Annotated in this window: 10 protein-coding genes; 3 read left to right on the top strand and 7 right to left on the bottom strand. The window is 65.3% G+C overall.

Going from position 1 to position 12,503, the window contains the following annotated elements:
• Nucleotides 1–123: 123 nt before the first annotated feature.
• Nucleotides 124–2,526, top strand: coding sequence for an efflux RND transporter permease subunit (locus AKJ09_RS00825; RefSeq protein WP_146645151.1), 2,403 nt, complete (start codon nt 124–126; stop codon nt 2,524–2,526).
• A 56-nt stretch (nt 2,527–2,582) separates the two neighbouring features.
• Nucleotides 2,583–3,428, top strand: a complete 846-nt coding sequence (locus AKJ09_RS00820; protein WP_146645149.1) for an SUMF1/EgtB/PvdO family nonheme iron enzyme — start codon at nt 2,583–2,585, stop codon at nt 3,426–3,428.
• On the opposite strand, the gene AKJ09_RS00815 is transcribed toward AKJ09_RS00820, so the two are convergent.
• Together AKJ09_RS00815 and AKJ09_RS00810 are read right to left on the bottom strand one after the other, a co-directional pair.
• Complete coding sequence (locus AKJ09_RS00815) at nt 3,368–4,795, bottom strand: sigma 54-interacting transcriptional regulator (protein WP_169927147.1); 1,428 nt, start codon at nt 4,793–4,795, stop codon at nt 3,368–3,370. The two genes, AKJ09_RS00820 and AKJ09_RS00815, sit on opposite strands and share 61 nt — an antisense overlap.
• Nucleotides 4,796–5,079: 284 nt before the next feature.
• Nucleotides 5,080–5,328: a hypothetical protein gene (locus AKJ09_RS00810; protein ID WP_146645145.1), complete on the bottom strand. Its 249-nt coding sequence runs from the start codon at nt 5,326–5,328 to the stop codon at nt 5,080–5,082.
• Between the two features lie 220 nt (nt 5,329–5,548).
• Between AKJ09_RS00810 and AKJ09_RS00805 the strand changes: the two genes are divergently transcribed.
• The gene (locus AKJ09_RS00805) at nt 5,549–6,817 is read left to right on the top strand and encodes an SAM-dependent methyltransferase (protein WP_169927146.1); all 1,269 of its coding nucleotides are present in this window, start codon (nt 5,549–5,551) and stop codon (nt 6,815–6,817) included.
• A 111-nt stretch (nt 6,818–6,928) separates the two neighbouring features.
• On the opposite strand, the gene AKJ09_RS00800 is transcribed toward AKJ09_RS00805, so the two are convergent.
• The 5 genes from AKJ09_RS00800 to AKJ09_RS52545 form a co-directional block, all read right to left on the bottom strand.
• Nucleotides 6,929–7,957 (bottom strand): esterase/lipase family protein, encoded by a 1,029-nt coding sequence (locus AKJ09_RS00800; protein WP_146645141.1) that lies wholly within the window; start codon nt 7,955–7,957, stop codon nt 6,929–6,931.
• Between the two features lie 156 nt (nt 7,958–8,113).
• Nucleotides 8,114–9,085 (bottom strand): NAD-dependent epimerase/dehydratase family protein, encoded by a 972-nt coding sequence (locus AKJ09_RS00795; RefSeq protein WP_169927145.1) that lies wholly within the window; start codon nt 9,083–9,085, stop codon nt 8,114–8,116.
• Between the two features lie 85 nt (nt 9,086–9,170).
• Entirely contained in the window at nt 9,171–10,712 is a 1,542-nt protein-coding gene (locus tag AKJ09_RS00790; RefSeq protein ID WP_146645137.1) for a GMC family oxidoreductase N-terminal domain-containing protein, read from the bottom strand.
• Entirely contained in the window at nt 10,709–11,209 is a 501-nt protein-coding gene (locus AKJ09_RS00785; RefSeq protein WP_146645135.1) for a hypothetical protein, read from the bottom strand. Before AKJ09_RS00785 ends, AKJ09_RS00790 begins: the two co-directional genes overlap by 4 nt.
• Nucleotides 11,210–11,641: 432 nt before the next feature.
• Complete coding sequence (locus tag AKJ09_RS52545) at nt 11,642–12,349, bottom strand: glutathione S-transferase family protein (RefSeq protein ID WP_169927144.1); 708 nt, start codon at nt 12,347–12,349, stop codon at nt 11,642–11,644.
• Nucleotides 12,350–12,503: the final 154 nt, after the last annotated feature.

Here is a 12,503-nt window from a genome sequence, read left to right as displayed (position 1 = left end):
AAGAGAGCGTCGAGCACGGACTCGTGCGGCTCTCGGGACAGGTCCGTTCGCCCACCGAATGGGTTGGTCGCCGAGCCTGCTCGTCGCACGGTTGGCGAACGACTCTTGCTTTTGCCATGAGGCATGCGGAGGAACGCGTCACGACTCGCCTTCGGCGTGCTCCTTTCGCTGACGAGCTGTGCCGACCACCGCCAAGGACCGCCGCCCGCGCCGCCGGCGGTCCTCACCGTGCCCGTCGCACGCGAAGACGTGGCGCTGTATGTCGACTCGGTCGGTGCGCTCGACGGCTACGTGAATGCGGAGATGCGAGCGCGCGTCCGCGGCTACGTGCGCAGCCAGGACTACCCCGATGGCAGCTTCGTCAAAGCGGGCCAGACGCTGTTCACCATCGAGCTGATTCCGCTCCTCACGGTTCCGGTGTCACTCGTCGGTGCCTTCGCGGTGTTCCCGCTGCTCGGCTTCTCGAACAACACGCTCTCGCTCTTCGGGCTCGTGCTCGCGATCGGCCTCGTCGTCGACGACGCGATTGTCGTCGTGGAAGCGGTCGAGCACCACATCGAAGAAGGCCTCGCTCCGCGCGACGCAACGTTGAAGGCCATGAGCGAAGTGCAAGGGCCGGTCATCGCGATCGCCCTCATTCTCGCGGCCGTCTTCATTCCCGTTGCCTTCATGAGTGGCATCACCGGCCGCCTCTACCAGCAGTTCGCGCTTACCATCGCGATCTCGGTTCTCATCTCCGCGTTCAATGCGCTCACGCTGAGCCCGGCTCTGAGCGCGCTGCTCCTCAGGCCTCGCAAGAAGGCCAGGGGGCCGCTGGGCAAGTTCTTCGCAGGCTTCAACCAGGTCTTCGGCAAAGCCACGGACGGCTATGCGTCGATCAATCGGCGCCTCATGCGGAAGACCGCCATTCCGATGGTGCTCCTCGCGGGCGTCGCGGCGCTGTCGCTTCTCCTGAGCCGCAAGACGGCCACCGGCTTCTTGCCCGACGAAGATCAGGGGTACGCGGTCATCGGCGTGCAGTTGCCGGACGGCGCCTCGATGCAGCGCACGAAGGCCGTCTACGATCAGATGAACGACATCGTCTCGAAGCAGAAGGGTATCGCCTTCTTCACGGGCGTTGCCGGCTTCAGCTTCTTCACACGTACCGCCGCGACATATTCGGGCACGGGCTTCATCAGCCTCGAGCCATGGAAGAAGCGCGGCAAAGCGCTGTCGGCCGACGTCGTCATCCGTAACCTCAACGTCGAGTTTGCGAAGATCCCCGAGGCGAGGGTGTTTGCCGTCATCCCTCCCGCGATTCCGGGTATCAGCGCCACCGGCGGATTCAGCATGATGCTTCAGGATCGTAGCGGTCAGTCCGTCGAGTTCCTGGCGCAGAACGTTGCCAAGTTTCTCGCCGAGGCCGCCAAGAGACCCGAGCTCGAAGGCTTGCGACCGAACTTCACGCCCGCCGTTCCGCAGCTCTACGCGGACGTCGACAAGGAGAAGGTCATGACCGAAGGTGTTGCGATCACCGAGGTCTATGTCGCGCTCCAGACGTTCCTCGGCGGCGTGTACGTCAATGACTTCAGCCGCTTCGGTCGACAGTGGAAGGTCTTCGTGCAGGGCGAAGCTGTCGATCGCATAAAGCCCGACGACATCCGTAAGTTCTACGTGCGCAATCTGAGGGGCGAGATGGTTCCGCTGGCCTCGTTCGTGCGCGTGCGCCAGACCGCGGGGCCCGAGTACACCACGCGCTTCAACCTGTTCCGCGCCGTGGAGATCAACGGACAAGCCGCGAGGGGCTATAGCTCGGGCCAGGCCCTGGCCGCGCTCGAAGACGTCGCTGCCAAAGTTCTGCCGCCCGAAATGGGATACGAGTGGAACGCGCTTTCGGAGAAGCTCGCGGCAGGCGGTACGGTGAAGGTGCTCGGGCTCTCGCTCGTGTTCGTCTTCTTGATTCTCGCGGCGCTCTACGAGAGCTGGTCTCTACCGTTCAGCGTCTTGTTGAGTGCGCCGGTGGCGATCCTCGGCGCGTTCGCGGGGCTCCTCTCGCGTCATTACGACAGCAACGTCTACGCGCAGATCGGTCTGGTCATGCTGATCGGTATCACGGCGAAGAACGCCATCCTGATCGTCGAGTTCGCGAAAGCGCAGCTCGAAGCAGGCAAGCCCATCATGGAAGCCGCGATCGAAGGTGCGCGCCTCCGCCTGCGTCCGATCCTGATGACATCGTTCGCGTTCATCTTCGGGTGCGTGCCGCTCTGGGGAGCGACGGGCGCCGGTGGCGGTGGACGTCGGACGATGGGAACCGTCGTCATCTGCGGAATGCTCGCCGCGACCCTGCTCGGCATCTTCTTCATTCCGTCGCTCTTCGTGTTCGTGGAGCGCCTCATGTCGAGGGCCCATCGCATGCGTCATCCCGAGGAGCAGGAGGGCATGCAGGGGCCTGGAGGACAAGCACCTGCTCCGGCCGTGCGTTCGGCAGCGACCGATGACCCGAGTCCTCGATCGAGGACTCAGCTCCTCGTGGATGAGGATTCGTAACTTCTGAGAATAACAGCTGAATTGTGTTGGCGCTCTCTGTGCAAAGGGGGCGCCCCATGTCTCTGAGCTCTACGAGCATCGTTTCGTCCCGCAAGCGTCTTGTGCGCATTGCAGGGTTGGTGATCGCGGCGATTGGTCTGCCGGGTCTCGCTGCAGCTGCGTCGCTCTCGGTGACGAGCACTCTCACCCCGATGTCTCGCATGGTGGCTCTTCCGTCGATCGCGATCGCGGAGGCGAAGCGTCCGCTCCAGGGCCCGTGCCCCGAGAACATGGCGCACGTCGGAACGAGCTGTGTGGACAAGTACGAAGCGTCGCTCGTCGAAGTGCTCGATGACGGCAGCATGGCTCCCTTCAGCCCCTACGAGGCTCCGAACGGCCATCGTGTTCGCGCGGTGTCGCGTCGGGGCGTGGTCCCGCAGGGCCATATCTCGATGAACGAGGCGAAGCGCGCGTGCTCGGCCTCGGGCAAGCGCCTCTGCCGCGCGAACGAGTGGAAGGCCGCCTGCAAGGGCCCCGAGGAGACGCGCTATCCGTACGGCAACAAGCGCCAGTCGGGCGTGTGCGTCGACACGAATCGTAAGTCGCCGATGAACCTCCTCTACGGTGGCGAGCGCACGTCGCGCACGATGAACGACCCGCGCGCGAACCAGATGACGGGCACCGTAGAGCTCACGGGCGAGGCCGAAGCGTGCACGAACGGCTACGGCGTCGACGACATGGTCGGCAACGTCCACGAGTGGACCGACGACGGCAGCTTCCGCGGTGGCTATTACCTCGACACGAAGCTGAACGGCGAGGGCTGCGACTACCGCACGACGGCGCACGCGCCGAGCTACTACGACTACTCGACGGGCTTCCGCTGCTGCGCGGACGAGGGCTCGCTCACCGGCGACGATACCTGATCGCGCGTTGCATGCTTCTGCACCAGGCGGTGCAGATACATGCGATCGATGCCGGCCATGCGCGCTGCCGCCGTGAGGTTGCCTTTGCAGGCAGCCAGCACGGCGCGCACGTACGCGCGCTCGAAGCCGTCGACGAGGTTCTCCTTCGCGACCTTGTAGGGCACGGTCACGTCGACGTCGGGCGCGCGCGCACCCGAGGCCACGGAAGGTGGCGGCGGCGGTATGACCGACATGCGTGAATTCTGGAGCACAACGCTTCGCTCGACGAAGTTGCGAAGCTCACGCACGTTGCCGGGCCACTCGTGACGCGAGAGCTCTTCGATCACGTCGGGACCGAAGAGGTGCTCGCTGTGCTCGGCGCCGAGCTGCGTGATGAACGCACGAATGAGGTAGGGCAAATCTTCGAGGCGCTCGCGCAGGCGAGGAACACGCACGGTGATGACGGCGAGTCGGAAGTAGAGATCTTCGCGGAAGCTTCCGTTGTTCACCTCGCGCTCGAGGTCGCGATTGGTGGCGGAGATGACGCGCACGTTGACCTTGCGCGTCTTGGTCTCGCCGACGCGCCGGATCTCGCGCTGCTCGAGTGCGCGAAGGAGCTTCGGCTGGACGGCGAGGGGGAGCTCGCCGACCTCGTCGAGGAAGACCGTGCCGCCGTCGGCCGCCTCGAAGGCTCCGACGCGATCGCGATCCGCGCCGGTGAAGGCTCCGCGCACGTGCCCGAAGAGCTCGCTTTCGACGAGCGTGGGCGAGATGGCTCCGCAGTCGACGACCACGAACGGCTTGTCGGCGCGGACGCCACGCTGGACGATCTCGGTGGCGACGAGCTCTTTGCCGGTGCCGCTCTCGCCGTTGATGAAGCAGTTGATGTCGCTCGCCGCGACCTTCTCGAGGACGGCGAAGAGCTTCTGCATCGTGCGACCGGTGCCGGTCAAACCGCCGAACTGCGGAGTGACCGAGACCAGCTCCTTGTCCGTGGTGCTCGTGCTGCGGATGCGAATGACGGACTGCCCGATGCCGATCACGGCCTCGACGGGCAGGACGGCGTTGAGCACACGTAGGTTCGACACCACGGTGCCGTTGAGAGAGCCGAGATCTTCGACGCGCCAGCCGTGGGGGTCGGGGATGATTCGGCAGTGGAAGCGCGAGACCGAAGGATCGTCGAGCGCGAGATCGTTCGAGGCGTGCGTTCCGATCCGGCAGACGTCCCCGTCGTGGACAATCGTGCGACCGGACGGACGACCGCCTTCGACTTCGATCGTCAGCGCGAGGCGAGGCTGAGCAATGTCGATGAGAGGGCGGAGCGGCACCGTTCGAAGCGACGAGCCGGGCGGCGGCGCGGCGATGGTGTTCGTCTCGGCTCGGCCCAACGGGGCTGCGTTCGGGCCGTACACACCGTCCGGGCTGGATGGAAAACGCGCGCGCCCGTCGGTCGAGGTGAACCGAGCCGAGGCAGGCAAGGCTGACGAGGCCGGTGAGGAAGGCGACGAGGGCCGAGGCGGCGGCGGTCGAGTGGTGCCCGACATATTGCACGCCGATAGTACGCCTAGCGGCTGGCCTCCGAAATATGCCAGACGGCTTTTACACGCTGGCCATCGGTTCCGTTACAGGCGAGCCGTCGTGCAGCCACGGCGTTCGACGCGGACGAGAGAAATCAAGGAGCGCCGTCGCCCGACATCACGAGCCGGATCATTTCCCGGTTGCTACGAGTGTCGTCGTCGTGTGTGCCCGTGTAGACGGCGAAGTTGCGGTGGTCGGATGACCGGTCAGCGACCCGCGGACCGTCACCGAACGCGAAGTCGAGGATGCGCACCAGACAAAGGCCCGCGTCGAGGGCGAGACGCCGCGTCTGCCATTCGTGTTGACCGCTGTGCATCTCGTGCATCTCGTGCATCTCGTGCATCGAGGCGTCGACGATGCTCCGCGCTCCGACGTGCTCGTTGGCTTGCGCAGTGAGCGTGGATGCACGAGGGCAACCTGAGCTTTTCGTTCTTCGCACTCGATGAGGCGCTGCAGCGCACTCATCTGCGATCGAACGGTTCGAGTGTACGACGTTGCTCGTTCTCGTCTTGACCCCCGGCGGCGTCGGCATGTTTGATCGGTCGTTCGATTCGGAGGGGGCGATGATTTTATTTCGACGAGCGCTCGCGGACATCCAGGCGAAGCACGACGGCAATCCATTCGAGATCGTCTTCTGGAACGGAGAGCGTCTGCGCTTCGGTACGAACCAAGGCGATCCTGAGTTCGTTCTTCGCTTTCGAACGCGCACGGCGTGGATTCGATCGGTGATGGAGACCACGCTCGGACTCGGTGAGTCCTACGTGAACGGCGACGTCACCGTCGAAGGTGATCTCGAAGACGCGTACACCGCACTCGTCGAGCACGGCCTACGCATTCAATCGGCCTCCAAGCGGTCGGCGTTCAAGGGCATCGTACAGAAAGCAGTTGCCCGGTCGTTGCCGCGCGAGAAGTCCGACATCGAGCATCATTACGGGCGCGGTAACGAGTTCTACGAGTTCTATCTCGACAAGAAGCTCCAGTACTCGTGCGGCTACTTCAAGACGCCCGAGGACACGCTCGACCAGGCGCAGGAGCAGAAGATCGCCCATACCGTTCGCAAGCTCGATCTCCGCAAGGGCCAACGCCTGCTCGACATCGGTTGCGGCTGGGGACATCTCATGTTCCACGCCGCGGAGCAGTACGGCGTGGAATGCGTGGGCATCACGCTTTGCGACAACCAGGCGAAGTACATTCGCGAGCAAGCGCGCGCGCGGAACCTCCCCGTCGAGGTGCGCACGATGAACTATCTCGAGCTCGACGAGCGCGTGAAATGGGAGCGCATCGTCTCCGTCGGCATGATGTGCCACGTCGGCGAGAGCCGCGCGGACGCGTTCTACGACAAGCTTGGGAACCTCAGCGCGAAGGGAGCCGTCGTGCTCACGCACTGCATCTCGAAGATGCGGGAGTCGTCGGGAAGCGATCCGTTCGTCGAGAAGCACGTCTTCCCGGGCTACTGGTTCTTCTCACTCGAGGGGGAGACCAACCGCGCAACGGAACGAGGTTTCAACGTCATCGACGTCGAGAACCTACGACGCCACTACGCGATGACGGCGCACCACTGGCGGCGCAACTTCCTCCGCAACTACGATCTCATCAAGAAGCGTATGGGCTTCGACGATCGCTTCATGCGCACGTGGGACTTCTATCTGGCGAGCGTCGTCGGAGGGTTCCGCGGCGGTCACCTGAACTTGATTCAGATGACCATGTCGAAGGGCATCAACGACGCCTATCCGCTCACGCGCGAGTTCCTGTATGCGCGCGACCGTCATCGTTCGCACAACGGGGCGTTCCCCAGGTTCCCGCTCGAGCCGCGCGTGGACGCCCCCTCCTGACTTCGAAATAGGAAGAACCGCCGTCCGCCGTCTATAGAGGGCGCCGGCGGTTCTTGGGGGAGGAGGAGAGACTGTGCGAAACGAGAAGGAGAGACGAGAAGGGGGAACGGCCTAGAAGCCCTTGGCGGCGAGCTCGAAGGCCATCAAGCGATAGAAGCGGACGTGGTCGAAGCCGCTGTGCTTGTTCATCTGCGGCTCGTCGGGCGCGCCGCCGATTTCGCCGAGATGATCGGCCGGAATGCAGCCGCGGAACTTGCCGTGCTTGGCGTTCTCGACGGGCACGATGGCGTCGTTCGAGGGGCTGCCGAGCGCCACGGAGAGCGGCGACAGCATGAGGTGGACCTGGCCGTTGACGCGCGTGTCGCCGAAGCGCTTGCCCTCGCATGCCGTGTCGTCGACCTTGCGGATGACGCCTGCGAGCCCGGCGACGCCTGCCCACGACTGGTAGTAGACGCGCGCGTCGTCGGGGTGAGACTCGTTGAACGGGCCTGCGTTGCGAACGGTCATCGACGTGATGCCTGCGCGCAGCTTCGTATCACCGGCCATGTCGCTGAACCTCTTGCCGAGCCACTTGCCGAACGCGTCGAAGGCCTCGTCGCTGACGCGGAGGTCGTCGTGGACGAAGTCGAAGGCGTCGAGGGCGGCGTCGGCGAGAGGCGAGCCTCCGTGCGCGCTCGAGATGGTGGTGATCGATGCAACGCGATCGCCGTAGCCTTCGGTGAGCGTCGAGCCCTCGGTCGGAGTGATGACCTCGCGCGCGTCGGTGCCGCCCGACGAGTGGCCGATGAGGTTCACCTTCTTCGCTCCCGTCTTCGCCAGGATGGCGTCGATCTGCTTGGCGAGAGCCGCGCCGCGAACGGCGGTGGAGTCGAAGGGCGGCAGATCGGCGACGTAGACGTCGTGGCCGTCGGCGCGAAGAGCGTCGGGCACGTTCTTGAAGGTGTTGTACTGCGGCGAAGTCCCGAATCCGCTGATGAGGACGACCGGGTACGCCGTCGCCTTGCCTCGCGGCTCGGGACCGAGCGGCGCTTTCGCTCCGATCGCGTCCTCCGACGCGCCGCTGTCTTCCGCGGTTTCCGACGCGCAGCCGGTGGCGAGAACGAGAGTGGAGAGGATCAGGAGCTTGGCCAGCGTCTTCATGATTGCCTACATGAGCAGCTGACATGCCACACTGCGCGGGGCGAGCTCTGCCGGAAGAAATCGTGGAAAATGTTACTTCGCGGCTCGCGTTGTACCGGTGATCCGCCCGCATCGAGTGTTGTCTGCAGACGACGAAATGTGGACTTCAGTCTTCAGTCAGGACTGGCTCTCGGGTCGCCCGATGCTTCGAACGATTTCCTCTTCGCGTTCGGCGATTCGCCCGCGCGCGCTCCGGTCACGAGGCTCCGTTCGAAGAGCCTCTTTCGCAGCCGCACGGAACGACCACTTGGGAGGGTGGCCAGTCATCTGCCAGTAGACCGCGCTTCTCGGCAGGAGATCTTCGCGCAGTCCGAGGACCAACTCGCGCGCTACACCGTAGTTGGCTCCGCTGACGAGCTTGAGCCAACCGGCCGACAGGCGGGGACTCAAGAACGGAACGCGGAGAGCCGGAATGTGGCGGCCTTCGAGCTGGCCGACGATGGCGAGCATCTCGCGCGCGCAGAGCACGTCAGGCCCTGGGATGTCGTACCAGGCGCTTCGATCGAGTCGAACGCGCCGCGCATCGAGGAGCGCGCTGACTACGTCGGGGAGCGCGATCGGGCAGCTCTTCGACTCGAGCCAACGGGGCAAGAGCATGACGGGCAGACGGAGCGCCAGATCGCGAAGGATGCGCCACGACGCGCTGCCGTTGCCGATGACCATCGACGCGCGAAGCTCGATGGCTGGGACTTCGCCGGAGCGAAGGAGCTGCCCGACCTCGAGGCGACTGGCGAGATGCTCGGAGGCCGGTCCGCGAGGCGCCACGCCACCCAGATAGACGATGCGCCCGCACCCGCTCTGGGCTGCGGCACGGGCCACGTTCTGCGCGCTCTCGCGTTCGACCGCGCGAAACGATTCGTGCGGGACCTCGCCCATGCTGTGGACGAGGTAATAGACGCAGTCGATGCCGTCGAACGCCTCGGCGAGCGTCTCCGGCTTTCGAAGGTCGCAACATGTCCATTCGAGGTTGGACGTCGTCGATTGCCTCGGTCGACGAGACGCTGCGCGAACCGTTTCACCTTGCTCGACCAGCGCCGAAACGAGCGCGCGACCGACGAATCCTGTAGCTCCGAGGACGAGGACGTTCACCGCGGTTACCTCTGCCTGAGCGAGGCGAGCAACAAGCGAGCCTGCGTCGCTCGGTGGGCGCGTGGCAACGTAACCGAGGTACGTCTCAGGCTGCCGCGCGGCGCGCTGTCGTCTCGAAGTCGGCGGCGATCCCCTTCGCGATGCGGAGCGCGAGGGCCATGACGGGGAGCTGAGAATTCACGCCGATGCTCGTCGGCAGCACGCTTCCGTCGGCCACGAAGAGGTTCTTGACGGCCCACGTCTCCCCCGACACGCGGACGACGCCGGTTTCGGGCGTGGCGCTCATCTTTGCGGAGCCAAGCGGGTGGAACGACATGCACTCGACACGGCGTGCGGGCGGTGGCGAGGCGACGAGTGCGTGCAGCTCGGAGCGGCTCTTGATCGGATCGGCGCCGAAGATGGGTAGGAGGACTTCACGGGCGCCCGCAGCGAAGGCCATGTCGCCGAGGATCTCGATGCCTCGCCACATCCGATGCCGATCGCGCGGACTCATGCGGTACGTGACGAGCGGCTCGCGCGAGAGCCACCGCATCACGCGGCCGCCTCCGTCGTCGTGGATCATCGCTCCGAAGAAGGCGAGGTTCGGCATCGAACGAACGACGCGACGGTGTGCGCGCCCTACGCCCGGGAAGGCCGCCGCGAGGATGCTCGGCGCGGTGTAGATGCCAACGAGCGTGAGGCCTTCGTCGGCGAAGTGGTCCGAGTACACGCTCTGCATGGCGCCGTCCCATCCGTCGATACGCTCGTCGAACAATGCGCCGACGCGGAACGCGGGGTGAAGCGTCAGGTGGCGTCCGACGTGACGCGTGCCGAGGCCGCTACGCTTGAGCAGAATGGGGGTGTGCATCGAGCCGCACGCGACGACGACGACGCGCGCGCGGACCTCGAACGCCACGCCGGGCTCGCCCGTGCGCGCATCGAGGAAGCGCCCGCGAACGCCGCGTGCGACGCCTCGCTGGACGTCGATCTTTTCGACGAGCGCGTCGGAGACGACGATGGCTCCGCGCTGACGTGCTTCGGGAAGAACGGAGACGTCGACGCTCATCTTGGCGCCGTGCGGGCAGCCGAAGTTGCAGCGTGAAGCGCCTTTGCAGCCGGACGTGTTGCGGCGCAGGCTCTTCATTTCGATGCCGAGTCGTTCGGCGCCCTCGACGAAGAGCTCGGTCGATCGCGAGCGCATCGACCCGGGGACCACGGAGATCGAGAGATCGCGCTCGAGCTCGGAGAAGTGTTCGTCGAGCGCGTCGGGCGTCATGCCTTCGAGACCGAGCTCTGTCGACCAATCGTGCAGGACTTCGTCGGGGATGCGGAAGCAGACGCCGCCGGTGAGCACGCTCGAGCCGCCCACGCACTTGCCGGCCATCACGCTCATGACCGGCGTGTCGCCGAGACCGACGGCGAGGCCGAGTCCGGCTTCGCGCGCGAGCGTGCGGAGCGATTGGGAGGGGGAGAAGGTTCGATATTCCTCGAGCGGGTGGTAGCCGCCTTCTTCGAGGACGACGACGCTGCGCCCATCGCGCGCCAGCTCCCGGGCGACGATGGAGCCGCCGGCGCCCGAGCCGACGACGACGACGTCGACGCTCATCGAAAGCGGCGACGACTGCTCTCTCCCTCGGAGGATCGTCATGCAACCTCGCGCGACGGGCGTGCGTCACCCGTGTCATCGGTGTTGTCGATCTTGTCGCGAACGCCGGCGCGGAGGCGCACGCCGCTTTCGTCCGGCACGGGCACGTTTGCGGTGAGCGCGGGCAAGCGGCGCTTGTAGCGATGGCGTTCGTCGCTCGTGTAACCGATCTGGCGAAGCTCGGTGGGGTCCTCGTAGAAAACGAGCGTCATCACGGAGCGCCATCCGACGAAGGCGAGTGAGAGGTGCCAGAGGGCTGATCGTTCGAGCCGGGCGAGCACGTGTGCGCGCTCTTCGACGCGCAGTCGGTCGACGGTGGTCGCGCGATGGAGCATGAGCATCGGCGCGAGCCACAGCACGAGGAGGGCGACCCTCAGCCCGAAGCGAACCCCCTTGCTCGCGGCGCTGATGAACCGGTCGACCTCTTCGACGTGCGCGTCGAGCCGCCCACTCTCGACCTCCCCATCCTGCGCGAACATCGCCTCGGCAAGCGCCCTCACGACGACGCGGTCACCGCCGCGGAGCGTCCGCCGACCGGGAAACGAGACCCATGCGCAGGAGGAGAGCACACAGCATATGTAGCGCTCGCAGTGCGAAGTGCCCGTCGCGGTGCGAAAATTCTTTCGCGCCGCACCCCACAAGCTTCCGCCAGGTTACGGCCCGAGAACCTCAATGTCGGTCGTTCTCGGGCTCACGAGGCTTCACTGTCGGTCGTTTCTTCGGGCTCACGAGACTTCACTGTCGGTCGTTTCTTTGAGGCCTCTGTCCCTCGTGAGAGCTCAATGTCGGTCGATTCTTTGAGGTCTGATGACCTCGAAAGCTCAATGTTGGTCGATTCTTTGAGGTCGGATGACCTCGAAAGCTCAATGTCGGTCGATTCTTCGAGGGGGCGAGGGCTCGATTGGTTCGTGTCGGTCGGTGTGGGGGTGGGCTCAGTCCAGGGCGCGGACGTCGGGGCGGTTGCGGTGTGGGGCGGCCCAGGTTGATAGGGAGGGCGGGAGGGTCCAGCCGAGGTCGACGACTCGCTTCGCGGGAGGATAGGTGGCGGAGCGGGGGCCGAGACCTTCGAGCCAGGCGACCGTCGTGTAGAGCGCGATGTCTGCGCCACTCCACGCGCCACCGACGAGATACGGGCTCGCGCCTGCGCGCGCTTCGACCAGCGACGCGAGATGATCGAGACCACGCTGCACGCGGCCGACGAGGGCTTCGCGGACGGCGGGGTAGTTCGCATCACCATGGAGTGGTGCGTAGCGCACGCCGAGATCGGCGAGGATGTGCACGACGTTGCTCGTCGCCGTGGCGATCTCGAACGCCTCCGCACCCGCGACGCCCTCCGGCCAAAGGGGCGGCGCCGGAGCCTTCCGGTCGAGGTAATCGCAGATTGCCACCGAATCGCAGACCACGCGCTCGCCATCGACGAGCACCGGCACCGTGTGGAACGGGTTCAAGCGACGCAGCTCTTGGAGGTGCCGATCGTCCGCACGAGCGTCGCGAAGTTCGGCGGCCAGCCCTTTGAGCGCAAGCGTGAGCCGCACGCGTCGCGCGAATGCCGATGTGGGGAAGTGATACAGAATCATGCGTGCGCGTAGGTTACGCGACGTCGCGCCGTCGTCAGCGCTGGCGGAATCCGACGGAGCCATGCGATGGGACGCGAACCTTCGCTCCACGCGCTTGCTCGCTGTCGCGCAACGCGACGCGACCCCAGCGGCGTGGTGGAAGATTGACCAAACGTGATGGCGAATTAATCGTAAGAAAGACTGGGCCGTTGATACCCAGGGGCCCTCGACGTCTTTG

Origin of the sequence: Labilithrix luteola (assembly GCF_001263205.1) — a bacterium.
Classification (GTDB): Bacteria; Myxococcota_A; Polyangia; order Polyangiales; family Polyangiaceae; genus Labilithrix; species Labilithrix luteola.
This window is presented reverse-complemented; position numbering and strand designations above follow the sequence as displayed.

What these genes read in the sequence shown, in the direction of transcription:
- AKJ09_RS00810 (WP_146645145.1), bottom strand. Translation starts at nt 5,328, where the DNA reads ATGCACGAGATGCACGAGATGCACGAGATGCACAGCGGTCAACACGAA.
- AKJ09_RS00820 (WP_146645149.1), top strand. Translation starts at nt 2,583, where the DNA reads ATGTCTCTGAGCTCTACGAGCATCGTTTCGTCCCGCAAGCGTCTTGTG.
- AKJ09_RS52545 (WP_169927144.1), bottom strand. Translation starts at nt 12,349, where the DNA reads ATGGCTCCGTCGGATTCCGCCAGCGCTGACGACGGCGCGACGTCGCGT.
- AKJ09_RS00790 (WP_146645137.1), bottom strand. Translation starts at nt 10,712, where the DNA reads ATGACGATCCTCCGAGGGAGAGAGCAGTCGTCGCCGCTTTCGATGAGC.
- AKJ09_RS00800 (WP_146645141.1), bottom strand. Translation starts at nt 7,957, where the DNA reads ATGAAGACGCTGGCCAAGCTCCTGATCCTCTCCACTCTCGTTCTCGCC.
- AKJ09_RS00825 (WP_146645151.1), top strand. Translation starts at nt 124, where the DNA reads ATGCGGAGGAACGCGTCACGACTCGCCTTCGGCGTGCTCCTTTCGCTG.
- AKJ09_RS00805 (WP_169927146.1), top strand. Translation starts at nt 5,549, where the DNA reads ATGATTTTATTTCGACGAGCGCTCGCGGACATCCAGGCGAAGCACGAC.